Here is an 18739-nt window from a genome sequence, read left to right on the forward strand (position 1 = left end):
GCCAGCGCATGCCGCCTGAAAACTACTCCTTCCTCGACGTCGCCGTGCTCGACGCGGTGCGCCAGCGCTTTGCCGCGGGCGACGCCTTGGCCATTTTTTCGGCCGACCTCGAACAGGTGATCTGGGCGAACGGTCCGGGGGCGTCGGTATTCGGTTATCCGGATATCGAAGCCATCATCGGCACGTCGGCGCAGCTGCCGCTGGTCGCCCGGCGGCAGATCATGGCGACCAGCGGTTTTCCGGATATCGGCAGCGACCGCGCCATTACGGTGAGGCTGGCCACAGGAATGGTGAGCCGCGCCGTCGGCTTCCTGGCCAGCGCCGTAACGATGCCGGACGGCGAGAAGGCAATCCTGCTCGCGGTACCGGCGGCGCAGACGAGCTCGCGGAGCGCCGGCGAGATCGCCGGCCGCGCCATCGGCGGTTTCACCGAGGCCGGGCATTTCATTGCCTTCGTCGACGCGCAAGGCGAGGTCGAAGCAGCCTCGGACGGCTTCGCGGCGCTCGGCATCGAGCCGCGGACGCTGGCGGCCCTGGTTGCGGACGTGGCAAGCAGCGGCGACCGCGTCGTCAAGCGCCTCGTGCCTGGCGCCGACACCGCCTACCCGGCCGGTTTTGCGCGGCTCACCGACACGCGCCATCTGCTGGTGGTGATTGACGAGGACCAGCTCGACGACTCGGATAGCGACCAAGCAGATCGATCGACCACCGACCAGGGCGATCAGACCAGCGATCTAAAGGCTGCGCCCGAGTCCCAGTCCGCCCCAGACAGCCCTGTGCCGGCCGCGGCGGCCGGTGAAAAGGCCGAACCGGCCCCAGACGCACGGCCGGACGCTGAAAGCCGTAGCTTGGCCGAGCAGCGGCCCATTCAGCCTGGCCGTCAGGCCGACGCCGCTGACTACAGCCGGGAGCCCGCCGACGCAGGCGCCGGCCAGCACGACCATTGGTATTTCAATGCCGGCGAGGACGGCGCCGGGCATGCTCAACCGGCAGCGCCGGCGAAGGACGAACCGGAAGGCGCTGCCACGGCGGAAGGCCAAGGACAGGATGGCGCCGAAGCCGGCGGAGGCGGAACCGCCAAATCAGCCCGGCTGACCCCGCCCCGCGAAATCGACCGCTCCGCGCCGCCGCTGCGCTTCGTCTGGCGCACCGACGCCGAAGGCAGGTTCAGCGCGCTGTCGCCGGAATTCGCCGATGTCGTCGGCCAGCCTGCCGCCGATGTGATCGGCCGCCGCTTCAGGGATGTCGCCGCCACTTTCGGTCTCGACGCCTCGGGCGAGATCGCCGGCCTGCTCGACCGGCGCGATACCTGGTCCGGCCGCTCGGTGCTGTGGCCGGTGGCCGGAACCGGTCTGAAGATCCCCGTCGATCTGGCGGCGCTGCCCGTCTATGGCCGCAGCCGCGCCTTCGAAGGTTTTCGCGGTTTCGGCGTCGCGCGCAGCGCTGACGCCGTGGTCGATCCCGAAGCGCTTGGGATGGCTTTGGTGCCGAATGCCGGCCCGACTGAGGCCGCCTCCGGCGGGACCGAACCGCCAGCCGAGCAGCCGGCGGAGCGGACGCCGCCGGAACAGCCGAAGCCCGAAGATCCGTTCCAGGGCGAAGTGCCGGCGCTGAGCATCGTGCCGAAGCCGGAGCGGCGCTTCGCCGACAAGGTGATAAGGCTGGCCGAGCATCGCCATCCGGCCAACGACAAGCAGCCGGGAAGCGACACGCCGGCAAATCAGCGGAGCCTGTCGGTCCTCGAGCGCAGTGCCTTCCGCGAGATCGGTGAACGCTTGCGCAGGGACAGTTCCACGCCTGCCGAGCCGAATGCCCCGGAAGCCGACAAGCGGCCCGATACGGCAGCCGCCGGCGGGGACACGGCGGCCGTGAAGAAACCGGCCAACGAAGCGAGGGCCGACGCAAACCAGCCGCTTGCCCCTGATGTGTCGGAGCGCGACGATTCCGCGCCGGAAGCAAGCCCGGCGTCCGCATCGCAAGCCGACGACGCGAAGGCCGACGCGGAGACCGCGGAGGCGCAGACCGAGGCGGAAGACCAGGAAGACCTGGCGCGGCTCGACGGCATCGATGATGCCGCCGAGACGGGCGCCGCCGGCCAGACCGGGACCTCGGCCGGTTCCGGGTCGCTGCTCGACTATGCCGATGAGGAGAAATCCGCCGAGAAAATTGGAGGCGCGCCGGTTTCCCAGCCCGAACAGGCAGAGGACGCCCGGCAGGCTGCCGTGGAGCCGCAGCAGCCGGCCGCCGCGCAGCTGGTCGCTACCGGGCAGTCCGCCCCTGAGGCTACGGCCGACGACAGCATGACCGCCGACGATTTCCGCGATGCGCAGGAGAATGAGGATTGGGCGGGCTCCGACCCGGATGCCGCCAAGGCCGCGGAAGAACAGCCGAAAGAGGTGCCGGCGCGGCCGCGCCTCGACGTGCCGCCGCTCAAAGTATCGGGTTTTGTGCCGTCCGCGTTTTCGACCGGAGAGGAAGCCAAGGCCCCCGATACATCCATCCTCGCCAGGCTGCCGGTCCCGCTGCTCATCCATTCAGGCGACGTGCTGCATTATGCCAATGACGCCTTCCTCGAACTCACCGGCTACGACGCGCTGGACGAGCTCGCGGATGCGGGGGGCCTGGGCGCGCTCTTTGCCGATCCCTATGCCGAGGACACCGCGACCGACGAAAGCGACCACTCGCTGAAGCTCAAGACCCGCCAGGGCATGGAATTCCCGATCGACGCGCTGCTGCGCTCGGTGCCGTGGCGCGGCGGCAAGGCGCTGATGCTGGTGGTGCGGCGCTCCGGCGAGGACGACGCGACGCATTTCACCGCCGCCAATGACGAACCGGCGCTGCAGCCGGACGTGCCGGAACTGAAATCGCGCATCGCCGAGATGCGCACCATCATCGACACCGCTACGGACGGCGTCGTGCTGATCGGCCGCGACGGCAACATCCGCTCGATCAGCCGGCCGGCGGAAGCGCTGTTCGGTTTCGACAGCGACGAGGTCGCGGGCAAGCCCTTCGCCTCGCTGTTTGCCATAGAAAGCCAGCGCGCGGCGCGCGACTATCTCGCCGGGCTTTCGGAGCCGGGCGTTGCGAGCGTCTTGAATGACGGCCGCGAAGTCATCGGCCGCGAGGCGCAGGGGCGTTTCATCCCACTGTTCATGACCATCGGCCGGCTGCCCAACGACAGCGGCTTCTGCGCCGTGGTGCGCGACATCACGCAATGGAAGCGGGCCGAGGAAGACCTGACGCAGGCACGCGCGGTGGCCGAGCGCGCCTCCTCGCAGAAGACGGATTTCCTGGCCCGCATCAGCCACGAGATCCGCACCCCGCTCAACGCCATCATCGGCTTTTCCGAGCTGATGGTGGACGAGAAATTCGGTCCGATCACCAACGACCGCTACCGCGACTATCTGCGCGACATCAACCGCTCGGGCAATCATGTGCTCGATCTCGTCAACGACCTGCTCGACATCTCCAAGATCGAGGCCGGCCAGCAGGAGATGGATTACGAAGCGGTGTCGCTCAACGATACGCTGGCGGAGACGGTGGCGATGATGCAGCCGCAGGCCAATCGCGAACGCGTCATCATCCGCTCCAGCTTTGCCTCGCGGCTGCCGGAAGTGGTGGCGGATCTGAGAAGCGTGCGCCAGATCGCCCTCAACATCCTGTCCAACGCCATCCGCTACACCCAGGCCGGTGGCCAGGTGATCGTCTCGACCGCTTACGAAGCCTCCGGCGATGTCGTCATGCGCGTGCGCGACACCGGCATCGGCATGACCCAGGCCGAGATCGAGCAGGCGCTGAAGCCATTCAAGCAGATCAATGCGTTGAAGCGCGGACGCGGCGACGGCACCGGCCTTGGCCTGCCCCTCACCAAGGCCATGGTGGAGGCGAACCGCGCCCGCTTCGCCATCACCTCGACGCCAGGCGAAGGAACCCTGGTCGAGGTCGGCTTCCCCTCGACGCGCGTGCTCGCCGAATAACTTCGCAGGAAGCGTTCGGCCAAAGAAAAAGGCGTCCTGGGGGACGCCTTGAGAAATGGGATGCTGTCACAACGGGGGCTTGAGCTGAACCTCAGGGGATGAGGAACGGGATTTCTCCCTCAAGTTACCCGCGACTATCAGGGTCGTCCCTTAACAACTCCTTACCGGGCCGCGAAAAAATTTACGAATGTGTACCACCCGTGAAATCTAGGTAAATTCGCCGGGCAGATTTCGTTAACCACATCGGTCAGCTTGCCAATTGCGGCAGGTCGCGGAACAGCTCCAGCGCCTCGGGATTGGCGAGCGCTTCCTTGTTCTTGACCATGCGGCCGTGAACCACGTCGCGGACCGCGAGCTCGGTGATCTTGCCGGACTTTGTGCGCGGGATGTCGGTGACGGCGACGATCCTGGCCGGCACATGGCGCGGGCTGGCGCCGGAGCGGATCCTGGCACGGATGCGCTTTTCCAGATCCTCGTCCAGGGCAACGCCTGCGGCCAGCCGCACGAACAGCACGACACGGACATCATTGTCGAAATCCTGGCCGATGCAGAGCGCCTCGATAATTTCCGGCATCTGCTCGACCTGGTTGTAGATTTCGGCCGTGCCGATCCGGACCCCGCCCGGATTGAGCGTGGCGTCGGAGCGGCCGTGGATGATCATGCCGCCATGTTCTGTCCATTCGGCGAAGTCGCCATGGCACCAGACATTATCGAAACGCTCGAAATAGGCCGCGTGATACTTCTTGCCTTCGGGATCGTTCCAGAAGCCGATCGGCATCGACGGGAAGGCCTTGGTGCAGACCAGCTCGCCCTTCTCCTGCCGGATAGGCTTGCCGTCATCATCCCAGACGTCGACCGCCAGCCCAAGGCCAGGGCCCTGGATTTCGCCGGTCCAGACCGGCTCGGTCGGCACGCCGAGCACGAAGCAGGAGACGATGTCGGTGCCGCCCGAGATCGAGGCCAGATGCACGTCCTTCTTGATGCCGTCATAGACGAAGCGGAAATCCTCCGGCGACAGCGGCGAGCCGGTGGAGGAGATGGTGCGCACGCTCGACAGATCGTGGCTCGCGATCGGCCTCAGGCCGGCCTTGCGCACAGAATCGATGAATTTGGCCGAGGTGCCGAAATAGGTCATCTTCTCGGCATCGGCGAAATCGAACAGCGCATTGCCGTCGGGGTAGAAAGGCGAGCCGTCATAGAGCAGCAGCGTCGCGCCGGAGGCCAGGCCCGAGACCAGCCAGTTCCACATCATCCAGCCGCAGGTGGTGAAATAGAACAGGCGATCGCCGTCGAGCAGGCCGGCATGCAGCCGGTGCTCCTTGACGTGCTGGATCAGCGTGCCGCCTGCCGAATGCACGATGCATTTCGGGATGCCGGTCGTGCCCGAGGAAAACAGGATGTAGAGCGGATGCGCGAAGGGCAGCCGCTCGAAGCTGACGGTCTTTACGGCAAAGGGCGAGAGCGCATCGTTGAGCGCGGTCGCCTTGTCGATCGTGGCCGCGACGTCCTGAGAGGTGCCGAGATAGTCGACGATCAGCACCTTGCGCAGCGTGCCAAGCTTGGCCGCGACCGCGCGGACCTTGTCGGCCACCTCGATCGCCTTGCCATTATACCAATAGCCGTCGGGCACGATGAAGACGACCGGCTCGATCTGGCCGAAGCGGTCGAGCACACCCTGCTCGCCGAAATCGGGAGAGCACGACGACCAGACAGCGCCGATCGCGCTTGCCGCCAGCATCGCGGCGATGGTTTCGGGCATATTCGGCATCATGGCGGCGACGCGGTCGCCGGCCTTGACGCCGAGTGACAGGAAGAGCTGCTGCAGCCGCGAGGTCAGCGCGTGGAGCTCGTTCCAGGAAAGCCGCCGCTCGACCTTGTCCTCGCCGCGAAAGACGATGGCCGGCCCACCGCCGGTCTTGTGCAAAAGATTCTCGGCGAAATTGAGCCTCGCGTCGAGGAAGAAGCTGGCGCCGGGCATCCGCTCGCCGTCGACGAGGTGCCGCTCGCCCTTGTCGCCGACAAGCCCGCAGAAATCCCAGACCAGGCTCCAGAAGGCTTCGCGATTGTCGATCGACCAGCGATGGAGGTCGGCATAGGAGGAGAAGGAAAGCGCAGCCTTCGCTTCCGCGGCCTTCATGAACGCGGTTAGGGGCGCTGCGTCGATGCGCTCCTGCGTCGGGGTCCACAAAGGTGTGTCGGCGGCCATCATCGCTCCTCCCAAAGCGCGTCGCGTTCGAGCCAGTTAAGCTCATCGTCGCCTGTGCCATCGTCCCAGAAACGGCGCGCGATTGCGGATCGGGATCGTGCAGCCCGCTTATGCCTATTGCAGCGCAGCAGAGCAAGATTTTGTTCGAGCGCCCCATGGCTGTCACTGCGCAAATGCCATCGCAAGGCCATAAAGACTTGAAAAGCGTCGGCGCTCGGTTACACCCGTCGGGCGATTTGTCGGCAACGAAAGCATACGGGGCGAAATGCGATCATCTCTGATCCGGCGCGGGGTGTGGGCGATCGGCGTTGCCGTGCTCGTCATCGCGCTCGCGGTCGCGGCGCTGCCGCTGATTGCCTCGACCCGCATCGTGCGCGACCGCATCGCCTGGGAGTTGAGTGCCTGGAGCGGCTTCAGGGTCACGATCGATGGCTCGCCGCGCATCGAGGTGTGGCCGAAATTCCGGGCGATCCTCAGCGACGTGACGCTATCGCAGTGGACCGAGACCGAAACGCCGCCCGTGGTCGAGGCCGACCGCGTGGAAGTCGATCTCTCCGCCATGGCGGCCTTGCAGGGCAACGTCGCCTTCTCGACCGCAAGGCTTGTGCGCCCGACGATCAGGGTGCAGCGCACGGCGAGCGGCTTTTATCTGCCGCCGCTTCCGACCGGTGGGCGCATCACGCGCTCGATCGACACCGCGCGCGGTGTCGTCACCGCCAACCCGCAGAAGCCGGATCTCGGCAAATTGCCGTCTGATCCGTTCGGCACCGTCGAATTCCGCGATGGCCGCGTGGTGACTTCGGTTGACGGCAAGGAGGCCGAAATCCTGAGCAGCCTGAACGGCCAGGTCAATTGGGAAGCGATGAACAGCGATGCATCGCTGACCGCGACCGGGATCTGGCGCGGCGAAAGCGTGCAGCTCGATTGCTCCTCGGCGAAACCGCTGGTGCTTTTCGCCGGAGGGGCAGCTCCCGTCACGCTCTCCTTCAAGGCGGCGCCCGCGACATTCTCCTTCGACGGAACGGCCTCGATGTCGGAAAACGCCTATCTGGACGGCCAGGCGAAGTTCGCCGCGCCGTCGCTGCGGCGCGTGCTGGAGTGGTCGCAGGCCGGCATCGCGCCGGGTGCCGCGATCGGCGCCGTCTCGGTCAGCAGCAAGGTGAACGCCTCGTCGGGGCGCGCGAAATTCGAGAACACCACGGTCACGCTCAACAACAATCCGGGCATGGGAGCGCTGGACTTCTCCTTTGCCGAGGGGCGCCCGGTGATTGCCGGCACGCTCGCCTTCGATACGCTGGATCTGAGATCGTTCCTGTCGGCTTTCACGCCTGTCGCGCCCGCGGGCCAGGACGGCCCCGGCGACATCGACACCAGCTTCGCCGACCGCATCAACCTCGACCTCAGGCTGTCGGCGGCCCATGCCACTGTAGGAACAGTCCAACTTGCCGACGTCGCTGCCACAGCGCAGGTCAAGAACGGCCTTGCCGTGTTCGACATATCCGACGCGTCGGCTTTCAACGGCACCATCCAGAGCAGCCTGCGCTTCGACCGCAAGCCGGAAGGCACGCAGGTCGAGATGCGGCTCCTGGCGTCGGATGTGGATACGGGAGCCTTCGCCATGGCAGCCGGAATGACGCGGCTGGTGCCGGCCGGCACGGGCACGGTATCGGTCATCCTCAAGGGGCCGGGCAAGGCCTGGAATTCCATCTTCGAGAATGCCGACGGATCGTTCTCGGCGACGTTCGGGCCGGGCATGCTCAAAGGGCTCGACCTGCCGGCCTTCCTCAAGCGCAACCAGCAAGGCGGCTTCTTTGCGCTTGACGACGTCGCCAACGGTTCGCTGCCGATCGACGGGGCCGAGATCAAGGCGAGCATTTCGAAGGGCATGGCGCGCCTGGACAAGGCCGAGATCAATGCCCAGAAATACAAGATCTGGCTGTCCGGCATTGCCTCCTATGTCGGACGCGGGCTGGCGCTCTCGGGCGGAGTGGTGCCCAGCGTACAGCCGGCGCAGCAGACCCAACAGGCCAACGGCCAGGCGGCCAGTCCGCCTCCCCCTCCGCCGAACCAGTCGCTGTTCTTCGTCGGCGGCAACTGGAGCGCGCCGTTCATCTCGCCGATCGCGCCCGGCGTTTCAGGCCAGTAAATGGGGGGGCGCCCGCCCCCCGTCGCTCAACCGCGCTGCGCGGCCTGTTCGTCGAGCTGCCGTTGGATCTCGCGGCGCTTGTTAGCTATCGATGCGATGATGACGCCGATCGCCACCACCGCGATCAGGATGGTGCAGGCGGCGTTGATTTCCGGGGTCACGCCGAGACGCACCTGGCTGTAGATCTTCATCGGCAGGGTGGTGGCGCCGGGACCCGAGGTGAAGCTCGCGATCACCAGATCGTCCAGCGAGAGCGTGAAAGCCAGCATCCAGCCGGAGATGATCGCCGGCAGGATCACCGGCAAGGTGATCTGGAAGAAGGTCTTCACCGGCGGCGCGCCGAGGTCCATCGCCGCCTCTTCCAGCGAGCGGTCGAACGTCACCAGTCGCGACTGCACGACGACGGCGACGAAGCACATGGTGAAGGTGATATGGGCGAGCGTCACTGTGACGAAGCCGCGGTCGAGCCCGACCGCGACGAAGAGCAAGAGCAGCGAGAGGCCGGTGATGACTTCCGGCATGACCAGCGGCGCGAAGACCATGCCCGAGAAGAGCACCCGCCCCTTAAAGCGCGTGTAGCGCGTCAGCGTGATGGCGGCGAGCGTGCCGAGCACGGTTGCGACCGTTGCCGAGATGACGCCGACGCGCGCGGTCACCCAGGTCGCGTCCATCAGGCCCTGGTTGTGGAACAGCGACACGTACCATTTGGTCGAGAAGCCGCCCCACACGGTGACGAGCTTGGATTCGTTGAAGGAAAAGACGATCAGAAGCACGATCGGCAGATAGAGGAAGGCAAAGCCCAGCACGATCGAGGTGATGTTGAAGCGGCTCCAGGTCGAGTTCATCTGCCCTGCTCCTGTGCCTTCGCCTGCGCCTGCTGGAAGAACATGATCGGAATGGTCAGCACCAGAAGCAGGATGACGGCCACCGCCGACGACACCGGCCAGTCGCGGTTCGAGAAGAACTCGTTCCAGAGCGTCTTGCCGATCATCAGCGTCTGCGAGCCGCCGAGAAGGTCGGGGATGACGAACTCGCCGACGGCCGGGATGAACACCAGCAGGCAGCCGGCGACGACACCGGGCAGCGACAGCGGGAAGGTGATCTTCCAGAAGGCGCCGGTTGGCGGGCAGCCGAGGTCCTGCGCAGCCTCGATCAGCGAGTAGTCCATCTTCTCCAGCGAGGAATAGAGCGGCAGCACCATGAAGGGCAGGTAGGAATAGACGATGCCGATGAAGATCGCGGTGTAGGTGTTGAGAATGACCAGCGGCTGGCTGATCAGGCCGGTGGCGAGCAGAACCTGGTTGAGCAGCCCTTCGGGCTTCAGGATGCCGATCCAGGCATAGACGCGGATCAGGAAGGAGGTCCAGAAAGGCAGGATCACCAGCATCAGCAAGGTCGGGCGGATCGTGGCCGGCGCTCGGGCCATGCCATAGGCGATCGGATAGCCGACGATCAGCGTGAGTACCGTCGAGATTCCCGCGATGATCAGGCTCGTCACATAGGCGTTGAAGTAGAGCGCATCCTGGGTGAGCCAGGTGTAGTTGTCGAAGTTGAGCTCGCGGAAGCCGACGAAGAACCCGGCGACGCCGTCCTTGAAGTCGAGCACGGGCGTGTAGGGCGGCATCGAAATCGCGGTCTGCGACAGCGAAATCTTGAAGACGATGATGAAGGGAACGAGAAAGAAGAACAGCAGCCAGAGATAGGGAATGATGATGACGAGGCGGTTGACGAAGCCCTTCGCCAATGTCGTCGGCGGGGCTGCGGCGGTTTCGGTCGACGAGGATGCGGTGGCGGCGATGTTGGTCATGACCCGCTTTTACCTCGTCAAAACGACGCCGGCGTCCGGCCGGAAGGAGACCCAGGCGCGGTCGTTCCAGGTGAGCGGATCCTCGGTGATCCGCGAGGCGTTCAATGCGCTCGCCCGCACCATCTGCCCGTCGTCGAGCTTGATATGATAGACGGTCATGTCGCCGAGATAGGCGACGTCATAGACCTCGCCTTCGAGCGCGTTGACGGCATCGGTTGGCTTTTTCGAGGAAACCCTGATCTTCTCCGGCCGGATCGCGAAGATGATGTCGGAACCGGCAGCGGCGGCGCCGCCATTGTCGACGACGATCTGCGCTCCGGTCGCACCGGTGATGCGGGTCGTGCTTGCCGTGCGCTCGGCAATCTTGCCTTCAAACATGTTCACATTGCCGACGAAATGCGCCACGAAGCGCGAGGTCGGCGCCTCGTAAATCTCGGCAGGCGTCGCGACCTGCATCACCTCGCCCTTGTCCATGATGGCGATGCGGTCGGCCATGGTCATGGCCTCCTCCTGGTCGTGGGTGACGACGACGAAGGTGAGGCCGAGTTCCTGCTGCAGGTCCATCAGTTCGAACTGGGTTTCCTCGCGCAGCTTCTTGTCCAAAGCGCCGAGCGGTTCGTCGAGCAGCAGAACCTTGGGCCGCTTGGCGACCGAGCGGGCAAGCGCCACGCGCTGGCGCTGGCCGCCCGAGAGCTGGTGCGGCTTGCGCTTGGCGAACTGCTCGAGCTTGACGAGCTTCAGCATCTCGGCAACGCGTTTTTCGATATCCGGTCCGGGCATGCCTTCCTGCTTCAGGCCGAAGGCGATGTTCTTCTCCACCGTCATATGCGGGAACAGCGCGTAGGACTGGAACATCATGTTGACCGGCCGCTTGTAGGGCGGAATGCCGCGCAGGTCCTGCCCGTCGAGCAGGATGCGCCCCGCGGACGGCTCCTCGAAGCCGGCGAGCATCCTGAGCAGGGTCGACTTTCCGCAGCCCGAAGCGCCGAGCAGGGCGAAGAATTCACGCTCGAAGATGGTCAGCGACAGATTGTTGACGGCGATGAAATCACCGAACTTCTTGGTGACCTTGTCGAACTGGATATATGGCTTGGCATTCGGATCGTTCCATGGCGCGAAATCCCTGCGGATGCTGCCAAGCGATTTCATGATCCCCACTCCGTTACTTTCTTAGAAAATCCCCAAAAGAAAGCGACCCCGGCAGTTGGCTGCCGGGGTCGTGTCACAATGCTCACTGGCCGGTGACGATTTTGGTCCAGGTGCGCGTGATGATGCGCTGTGTCTTGGGATCGTATGGCGCAATCGTATACAGCTTCTTCATCGTCTCTTCGTCCGGATAGACCGAAGGATCTTCCAGGATCGCCTTATCGACGAATTGCTGCGAGGCTTTGTTGCCGTTGGCGTAGAGCACGTAATTCGACGATTTGGCGATGACTTCGGGCGTCATCATGTAGTTGATGAATTCGAGCGCGTCGGCGACATGCGGCGCATCCGCGGGGATCGCCATCTGGTCGAACCACATCTCGGCGCCTTCCTTGGGCACCGAATAGCCGATCTCGACGCCCTGCTTGGCTTCCACGGCGCGGTTGCGCGCCTGGAAGACGTCGCCCGACCAGCCGATCGCCAGGCAGATGTCACCGTTGGCCAAGGCGTTGATATATTCGGACGAATGGAACTTGCGGACATAGGGCCGCACCTTCAGCAACGCCTCCTCGGCCTTGGAAATGTCATCGGGCGAGGTGCTGTTGGGGTCGAGGCCGAGATATTTAAGCGCCGCCGGAATGACGTCGGTGGGAGAGTCCAGCACATAGACGCCGCAATCCTTCAGCTTGGCCAGCTTGTCCGGATTGAAGAAGACGTCCCAGCTGTCGATCTTGTCGGTGCCGAGCGCGGCCTGCACCTTCTTGACGTTATAGCCGAGGCCGACCGTGCCCCACATGTAGTTGACCGAATATTCGTTGCCCGGATCGTATTTGGCGGTACGCTCGGAAATGACGTCCCACATGTTGGAGATGTTGGGCAGCTTTGACTTGTCGAGCTTCTGGAACACGCCTGCCTGGATCTGGCGCGCCAGGAAGTTGGCGCTCGGCACGACGACGTCATAACCGCTGCCGCCGGCAAGCAGTTTCGTCTCCAGGATCTCGTTGGAATCAAAGGTGTCATAAACGACCTTGATGCCCGTCTTCTTGGTGAAGTCGTCGATGATCGAGCTGTCGATATAGTCCGACCAGTTGTAGACGTTGACGACGCGGTCTTCGGCGTGGCCGCTTATTGTGAAAAGCGTCAGAAATGCCGACGTCGCCGAAAGCCAAAGCGCTTTGCGGATCATGGTGTTCTCCTTTGGTGAGTGTTCCCTTGCCGGCTCGTCGCGATATGGCGGGGCGGCTTTGGTTTGAGGGTATTGAGCTTTCTGGAGAGCGACAAGCGTGAACTCTCCACGCAAGGCCCGGTAACGGCATCAGAGTTCGAGACATTTTGGCCTCCCCGGCGAGGCACCCGGGCGGCGTCAACGGCATTCACCGTGGCGTATTGAGAGCTATGACGATGCAGTCCGGTCCCGAGCGGGCCGGCGGAGACACTTGGCAAGATACGCCTGTCTTGTTGTTGCCGTAAATGCAGCCTGCCCGCCCGGCAACTGGGTTGTCAATGGGGGAAGGCTGCCTGTCGTCAATTGGGCGACGGCAGGCCGGTGACGCCGGGACGTGTCGGCCGCGTCTGGCGCTTGAACTCCAGGCCTATATGGATCAGCAGCGCCGTGACCACGACCGTGCCACCGATGATGGTGCGCATCGACGGCACTTCGGAATGGACAAGCCAGACCCAGATCGGCCCAAGGATCGGCTCGAAAGTGCCGAGCAGCGCCGCGATCGCCGCCGGCACCAGCCGCGCGCCCATGGCGAAAAAGGCGAGGCCGACGCCAAGGTTGATGACGCCAAAGGCGAAGAGGAAGCCCATATCCCGCGCCGAGACCGCGAATGCCGAGGCCTGGGAAGCGGCGAACGCACTGGCAAGCAGCGCGCCGAGACAGGTGGCCGGCACCATGCGCACATGGGCAAAGCGCCGGGTGATCACGGTCGCCAGCGAAAACATCACCGCGATCAGCAGCGCTAGGCCATCGCCGATCGGCGAGACGGCGCCGCCCAGGGATTCGGAGACCATGATGGCGACGCCGACGATGACGGCGGCAATCGCGATCCAGGTGGCCAGAGCGACCCGTTCGCGAAACAGCAACCAGGCAAGGAGGGCCGCAAGCAGCGGCACGCCGGCCTGCATCAGGAGGATGTTGGCGACCGTCGTGTAGGCAAGCGCCACCACGAAGCTGGTCGAGGCGGTGGCGAAGCAGAAGGCGACGCCGAGGCCGGGCAGGCCCATGTGCCGAAAGAGGTTCAAGGTGCCGCGCCAACCGTCGCGCCAAACCATGAATGCGATGAGAAAGGCCACGGCCCATAGCGAACGCCAGAACACCACGGTCCAGCTGTCGCCGATATGGATGAAACGGGCGATGGTGCCGCCGAAACTCCACATCAGCGCCGAAAGGAAGACCAGGAGCATCCCGATCCGCTCCTCGCGCGGAGAGACGGCCGGCAAGGCGGTGGAGGACGGGGCGACGGGGGACGGGGCGGTATTGGTCATGGCGGATGACTGTCAGCGACTTGCGTTCGACACGATGCACCAAGGACGACAAAGAACTGCGTCTCAATCGCGTAGCGCAAAGGCGTAAAACCGGCGTGATCCAACGTCCGGCGAAGCTTGGCGCACATAAGGCGCTGTCATCCCTGGAAATCGAAGGCGCTGAGACCCGTCACCATCTCGTCGAGCCCGAGCGGGCGCGTCACCGGCGGCTCGGCGCGCGCGAGACAGCCGACCCGCTCGCAAAGCCTGCAGGCGGGGCCTACCGGCGTGGCGGAGCCTTGCCCGGATTTGCCGGTGGCTCCGACCGGCAGCGCCGCGCCATAGACGATCTCGTCGCGGAAGCCGATGTCGCAGCCGAGCAGGAGCGCGGTGCGACGCGGCCGCTCGGAGAAAGCGCCCTGCGGGCCTTCCAGCGTGCGGGCGATGCAAAGGAACTCGGCACCATCGGGCATTTCCACCGCCTCGACCAGGATTTGACCCGGCTGCGAGAAGGCCGCATGGATGGGAAGCTTGGGGCAGCCGCCCCCGAAGCGGCTCTGCGGATAGCCCTGGCTGCCGGCTTTGCGGAAGCGGTTGCCGGCATTGTCGACTTCCAGCATGAAGAACGGCACTCCCGACGCACTCTGCCGCTGCAGCATGGTCAGCCGGTTGGCCGCCTGCTCGAAAGAAACGCCGAAACGGGAACGCAAGACGTCGATATCGTAGCGGGCGCGAAGGGCGGCGGCATGGAAAGCCTGATAGGGCATCATCAGCGCATGGGCGGCGTAGCGGCCGAGCTCGAAGCGGGCGAGCCGGCGCGCCTCGTCGGTGCCGAGCTTCAGCGCCTGGATCTCGCCCGCGATGGCCACCGACATGCGCATGAGGCTCGCCTCCATGGCGACTTCGCGCAGCTGGTCGAAAGGCGACAGCCGCTCGGACAGGAACAGACGCTGCGAATGGCGGTCATAACGGCGGCGCCAGTTGGGCATGGTGGCGACCGGCAAGACCTTGACGACGATGCCGTGCTCACGCCTCAGCCAGGCCTTCAGCGCGCCGGACAGGTCGTCGCCGGGCTCGAGGACCGATGTGAAAGCCTCCGCCTCCTCCTCCAGAGAAGCGAAGTGGTTCGGCCGGCGCTCGAACACTTCGTGGACTTCGTCGGCAGGCAGGCGCGCGCCGGACAGCGCGGTTGCCCTGCCCTCCTTGGCCAGAAGCTGGTTGAGATCGGACAAGCGCTCGGCCTGCTCGCGATAGGCGCGAAAGAGCTTCACCATCGCCGCCGAAGCATTCGGCGCCGTCTCGGCAAGGTCGATCAGTTCCTGATCGCCGGGCAGCTCGCCAGCAAGAAGCGGATCGCTGAAGGCCTCGCGCAATGCCGCGATCGAGCCTTTTGTCTCACCCTGCAGTTCGTGCGGATCGACCTTGTAGACGGAGGCAAGCTTGAGGATGAGCTGCACCGTCAGCGGTCGCTGGTTGCGCTCGATCAGGTTGAGATAGGAAGGCGAGATGCCCAGCCCTTCGGCCATCGCCGTCTGGGTCAGGCTCCTGGCGTTGCGCAGCCGGCGCAGCCGCGGCCCGGCGAAGATCTTCTGGTCGGCCATCGCTGCCATCCTTGACAAGAATTTACATTAACATCGAGTCCGGCGCTCGCTTCGCCGCTTTTACAATCGTGACAAATTTACATAGCTGACTTGTCAATGGCAACACAGATTTTCCTTTATTTTCCGTGGCATCTTGCGGTTTTTCTAGGTTACCTTTCGCGCTGCAATGTAAAGGATGTCATACGCAGGCGTCGCAGAACATGCTTTTGCGATGCAGCGCTGACGCAGTTCCCAAACGATCCGGAGTGACCAATGACCGATTTTTACAACCTCGTCCCCTCCGCGCCGGAAGGCCGTTTCGACGGCATCGAGCGCCCCTACTTGCCGGAGGATGTGAAGCGGTTGCGCGGCTCCGTGCAGATTCGCCAGACGCTGGCCGAGATGGGTGCAAACCGGTTGTGGAAGCTCATCCACGAGGAGGATTTCGTCAACGCGCTGGGTGCCATGTCGGGAAACCAGGCCATGCAGCAGGTTCGGGCCGGGCTGAAGGCGATCTATCTCTCCGGCTGGCAGGTCGCCGCGGATGCCAACACCGCCTCGGCGATGTATCCGGACCAGTCGCTTTACCCGGCCAATGCAGCGCCGGAACTCGTAAAGCGCATCAATCGCACCTTGCAGCGCGCTGACCAGATCGAGACATCCGAAGGCGACGGGCTGTCGGTCGAGACCTGGTTCGCGCCGATCGTGGCCGACGCGGAAGCCGGCTTCGGCGGCCCGCTCAACGCCTTCGAGATCATGAAGGCCTTCATCGAGGCCGGCGCCGCCGGTGTCCACTATGAGGACCAGCTGGCGTCGGAAAAGAAGTGCGGCCATCTCGGCGGTAAGGTGCTGATCCCGACGGCGGCGCATATCCGCAACCTCAACGCGGCGCGCCTTGCGGCCGACGTGATGGGTACGCCGACGTTGGTCGTGGCGCGCACGGACGCCGAGGCGGCGAAGCTGTTGACCTCCGATATCGACGAGCGCGACCGGCCCTTCGTCGACTACGACGCCGGCCGCACGGTCGAGGGCTTCTACAATGTTCGGAACGGCATCGAGTCTTGCATCGCGCGCGCCGTGGCCTATGCGCCGCATGCCGACCTGATCTGGTGCGAGACCTCGAAGCCGGACCTGGCGCAGGCCAGGAAATTCGCCGAAGGCGTGCACAGGCACCATCCGGGCAAGCTGCTCGCCTACAATTGTTCGCCGTCCTTCAACTGGAAGAAGAACCTCGACGACGCGACGATCGCGAAGTTCCAGAAGGAGCTCGGTGCGATGGGCTACAAGTTCCAGTTCATCACGCTCGCCGGCTTCCACCAGTTGAACTTCGGCATGTTCGAGCTGGCGCGCGGCTACAAGGATCGCCAGATGGCCGCCTATTCGGAACTGCAGGAGGCCGAGTTCGCGGCCGAGGCCCACGGCTATACCGCGACCAAGCACCAGCGCGAGGTCGGTACCGGCTATTTCGACGCCGTGTCGATGGCGATCACCGGCGGCCAGTCGTCGACCACCGCCATGCATGAATCGACCGAGCACGCCCAGTTCAGGCCGGCGGCCGAGTAACGGATAACAACCAGAGGAAACGCCCGCAGGGCATCTACATCGAGGAGAAGAGCGATGGCATCGATAAGCCGCGTGAAGGAAAGGGCAGAAGAGCAATCGAGCGCGATGAGCGTCGACCAGCAGGCGACGATCCGCATGCTCGCCAACGATCTGCACAGGCTCAACCAGTCGGTCATGAAGGCAGTCGAGGCCGGCGTCTCGGTGGAGTTGGTGCGTTCGGCGAGGCACCATGGCGGCGACGGCAACTGGGGAGATCTTTTGATCCCGGTGATCGTTACCCAGCAGAGTCATACTTGACGTAACGTCAGTAGTTTCGGCGATAGTCTCCCGCGCGCTATACGTTGGGGAGACTATCGCATTTTTTCGATTTGCGTTCGTCGCCAAGAGGTAGGACTTGCGCTGAATTCCGGAATTTCTTGCTATATTTTCGACCTCTACCGTTTCAGCTTGACACCGGCCGCGATCTCACCCAATTGTGCCTCAGGTTTCAACCCTGCATTGAACCAGAGTGCCTGCCCGCCGATGTGTCCCGCCGACAGTGACGACCATTCCGAAAAACATCCGAAACCGGCAGCCCGGGCCGGCGCGATCGCGGCGAATTTTTCCAAGGTGCTCGTCGTCGGAAAATCGTCGATCAACCGGGTGGTGGTATCCAAAATCGTCGAGAAATCGGGACTGAAACCGATCTCGGAAACGCCCGAAACCGCCGAGAAGACGCTCACCGGCCAGTTGCCCTGCGCCGTCATCCTGGACGGCGGGCCAGACAACAAGGATTGCGACCGGCTGATGTCGGCAATCGACGCGCTGCGGCGCGCCTCCGGCAAGCCGTTGCCGGCGGTGATCCTACTTTCAACCAGGAATGGCACGCCGGAGAGCCTTGGCCTGTCGAGCGTGGTCGATGCGGTGGTCGCCAAGCCGATCACGCCCGAGAGGCTGCAACCGGTGGTCGATCGCCTGGTCGGGCGCGGCTAAGGCGGCGGCTCGCTAAATTCGGTCAAACGCCGAGGCGATGCGTTCGATCAGCGCCGGCAGTTCGCTCAAGTCGGCGATCTGGCGGAAACGCGGCGCCGCGACAGGCGCCTCGGCATGCTCGGCCGCCCAGGTCAATTCATGCGGGACATAGATGCCCCAGGCGCCAGCATCGATGGCAGGGATGACATCCGACTTCAATGAGTTGCCGACCATCATGCTCTTTTGCGGTCCGTCGCCATGGCGGCTGAAGATGCGGGCATAGGTAGCGGCGCTCTTGTCGCTGACGATCTCGACGGCGTTGAAAAGCTCGCCCAATCCCGATTGCGCCAGCTTGCGCTCCTGGTCCATGAGGTCACCCTTGGTGATCAGCACCAGGCGATAGCTGCCGGCGAGCTTCTCGACCGTCTCACGCGCATGCGGCAGCGGCTCGATCGGATGGCTGAGCATGTCGCGCCCGACCGTCAGGATTTCCGCGATGGTCGAGGCCGGAACACGGCCTTCGGTAACCTCGATCGCCGTCTCGATCATCGAGAGCGTGAAGCTCTTGATGCCGAATCCGTAGATACCGAGATTGCGCTTTGCAGCTTCAAGCAGGTTCGCGGAAATCCGGCTTGCGTCGCCGTGCTCGGTAAGCATGGCGATAAAGCGCTGTTCGGTCATGCGGAAGAACTGCTCGTTCTGCCACAGCGTGTCGTCGGCATCGAAGCCTATCGTCGTCAGGTGAGAGGCGGGCATATGCGAACCGTTCTTCATGGACGGCCGGTTTAGCCGTTGTTACGGCCCGCCGCCAGCCTGAAGACGGACGTGCACCTGGCGCCTCCCCTTCCCTTCCGCCGTGGCGCCCGGCTATAGTTCGAAATCCGCAACACAATCTGG

14 protein-coding genes are annotated in these 18739 nt (G+C 64.2%); 5 read left to right on the top strand and 9 right to left on the bottom strand.

The window, feature by feature from the left end; genetic code table 11:
- The first annotated feature begins 8 nt into the window (after window positions 1–8).
- A complete protein-coding gene (locus LB553_RS19055; protein ID WP_224515770.1) occupies window positions 9–3977 on the top strand; it encodes a PAS domain S-box protein in 3969 nt (1322 codons plus the stop codon).
- 247 nt (window positions 3978–4224) lie between these two features.
- Here the strand turns inward: LB553_RS19055 and LB553_RS19060 are convergent, their stop codons facing one another.
- Window positions 4225–6183, bottom strand: coding sequence for an acetoacetate--CoA ligase (locus LB553_RS19060; RefSeq protein ID WP_224515771.1), 1959 nt, complete (start codon window positions 6181–6183; stop codon window positions 4225–4227).
- A gap of 265 nt (window positions 6184–6448) precedes the next feature.
- Between LB553_RS19060 and LB553_RS19065 the strand changes: the two genes are divergently transcribed.
- Window positions 6449–8329: an AsmA-like C-terminal region-containing protein gene (locus tag LB553_RS19065; RefSeq protein WP_224515772.1), complete on the top strand. Its 1881-nt coding sequence runs from the start codon at window positions 6449–6451 to the stop codon at window positions 8327–8329.
- Between the two features lie 26 nt (window positions 8330–8355).
- On the opposite strand, the gene LB553_RS19070 is transcribed toward LB553_RS19065, so the two are convergent.
- The 6 genes from LB553_RS19070 to LB553_RS19095 form a co-directional block, all read right to left on the bottom strand.
- On the bottom strand, window positions 8356–9174 hold the full coding sequence (locus tag LB553_RS19070; RefSeq protein ID WP_224515774.1) for an ABC transporter permease: 819 nt from the start codon (window positions 9172–9174) through the stop codon (window positions 8356–8358).
- Window positions 9171–10136, bottom strand: coding sequence for an ABC transporter permease subunit (locus LB553_RS19075; protein ID WP_224515776.1), 966 nt, complete (start codon window positions 10134–10136; stop codon window positions 9171–9173). The genes LB553_RS19070 and LB553_RS19075 overlap by 4 nt, the downstream gene beginning before the upstream one ends.
- 9 nt (window positions 10137–10145) lie before the next feature.
- A complete protein-coding gene (locus LB553_RS19080) occupies window positions 10146–11285 on the bottom strand; it encodes an ABC transporter ATP-binding protein (RefSeq protein ID WP_224515778.1) in 1140 nt (379 codons plus the stop codon).
- Window positions 11286–11367: 82 nt separating this feature from the next.
- Window positions 11368–12465, bottom strand: coding sequence for a polyamine ABC transporter substrate-binding protein (locus LB553_RS19085; protein WP_140839470.1), 1098 nt, complete (start codon window positions 12463–12465; stop codon window positions 11368–11370).
- Window positions 12466–12803: 338 nt separating this feature from the next.
- Entirely contained in the window at window positions 12804–13769 is a 966-nt protein-coding gene (locus LB553_RS19090) for a DMT family transporter (RefSeq protein WP_224515781.1), read from the bottom strand.
- Window positions 13770–13906: 137 nt separating this feature from the next.
- Window positions 13907–15349 carry a helix-turn-helix domain-containing protein gene (locus LB553_RS19095; protein WP_224515783.1) on the bottom strand — a complete coding sequence of 481 codons (1443 nt, stop codon included), beginning with the start codon at window positions 15347–15349 and terminating at the stop codon, window positions 13907–13909.
- 252 nt (window positions 15350–15601) lie between these two features.
- On the opposite strand from LB553_RS19095, the gene aceA reads away from it, so the two are divergent.
- Entirely contained in the window at window positions 15602–16891 is a 1290-nt protein-coding gene (aceA, locus tag LB553_RS19100) for an isocitrate lyase (protein ID WP_224515785.1), read from the top strand.
- A 54-nt stretch (window positions 16892–16945) separates the two neighbouring features.
- Window positions 16946–17188, top strand: coding sequence for a hypothetical protein (locus LB553_RS19105; RefSeq protein ID WP_027168360.1), 243 nt, complete (start codon window positions 16946–16948; stop codon window positions 17186–17188).
- A gap of 137 nt (window positions 17189–17325) precedes the next feature.
- Here LB553_RS19105 and LB553_RS30705 read toward each other — a convergent pair whose 3' ends face one another.
- Window positions 17326–17529, bottom strand: a complete 204-nt coding sequence (locus tag LB553_RS30705) for a hypothetical protein (protein ID WP_224515828.1) — start codon at window positions 17527–17529, stop codon at window positions 17326–17328.
- A 7-nt stretch (window positions 17530–17536) separates the two neighbouring features.
- Here LB553_RS30705 and LB553_RS19115 point away from each other — a divergent pair, with 7 nt between their 5' ends.
- Complete coding sequence (locus tag LB553_RS19115) at window positions 17537–17863, top strand: response regulator (RefSeq protein WP_412033359.1); 327 nt, start codon at window positions 17537–17539, stop codon at window positions 17861–17863.
- A 12-nt stretch (window positions 17864–17875) separates the two neighbouring features.
- On the opposite strand, the gene LB553_RS19120 is transcribed toward LB553_RS19115, so the two are convergent.
- Window positions 17876–18616 carry an HAD family hydrolase gene (locus LB553_RS19120; protein WP_412033358.1) on the bottom strand — a complete coding sequence of 247 codons (741 nt, stop codon included), beginning with the start codon at window positions 18614–18616 and terminating at the stop codon, window positions 17876–17878.
- Window positions 18617–18739 lie beyond the last annotated feature (123 nt).

The organism is Mesorhizobium sp. CA8 (assembly GCF_020164955.1).
Lineage (GTDB): Bacteria > Pseudomonadota > Alphaproteobacteria > Rhizobiales > Rhizobiaceae > Mesorhizobium.

Bases quoted from the DNA above. Each gene is read 5' to 3' on its own strand.
- LB553_RS19090 (WP_224515781.1), bottom strand. From the start codon at position 13,769: ATGACCAATACCGCCCCGTCCCCCGTCGCCCCGTCCTCCACCGCCTTG.
- LB553_RS19120 (WP_412033358.1), bottom strand. From the start codon at position 18,616: ATGAAGAACGGTTCGCATATGCCCGCCTCTCACCTGACGACGATAGGC.
- LB553_RS19055 (WP_224515770.1), top strand. From the start codon at position 9: ATGCCGCCTGAAAACTACTCCTTCCTCGACGTCGCCGTGCTCGACGCG.
- LB553_RS19095 (WP_224515783.1), bottom strand. From the start codon at position 15,349: ATGGCCGACCAGAAGATCTTCGCCGGGCCGCGGCTGCGCCGGCTGCGC.
- LB553_RS19105 (WP_027168360.1), top strand. From the start codon at position 16,946: ATGGCATCGATAAGCCGCGTGAAGGAAAGGGCAGAAGAGCAATCGAGC.
- LB553_RS19070 (WP_224515774.1), bottom strand. From the start codon at position 9,174: ATGAACTCGACCTGGAGCCGCTTCAACATCACCTCGATCGTGCTGGGC.
- LB553_RS19085 (WP_140839470.1), bottom strand. From the start codon at position 12,465: ATGATCCGCAAAGCGCTTTGGCTTTCGGCGACGTCGGCATTTCTGACG.
- LB553_RS19060 (WP_224515771.1), bottom strand. From the start codon at position 6,183: ATGGCCGCCGACACACCTTTGTGGACCCCGACGCAGGAGCGCATCGAC.
- LB553_RS19075 (WP_224515776.1), bottom strand. From the start codon at position 10,136: ATGACCAACATCGCCGCCACCGCATCCTCGTCGACCGAAACCGCCGCA.
- LB553_RS19080 (WP_224515778.1), bottom strand. From the start codon at position 11,285: ATGAAATCGCTTGGCAGCATCCGCAGGGATTTCGCGCCATGGAACGAT.
- LB553_RS19065 (WP_224515772.1), top strand. From the start codon at position 6,449: ATGCGATCATCTCTGATCCGGCGCGGGGTGTGGGCGATCGGCGTTGCC.
- aceA (WP_224515785.1), top strand. From the start codon at position 15,602: ATGACCGATTTTTACAACCTCGTCCCCTCCGCGCCGGAAGGCCGTTTC.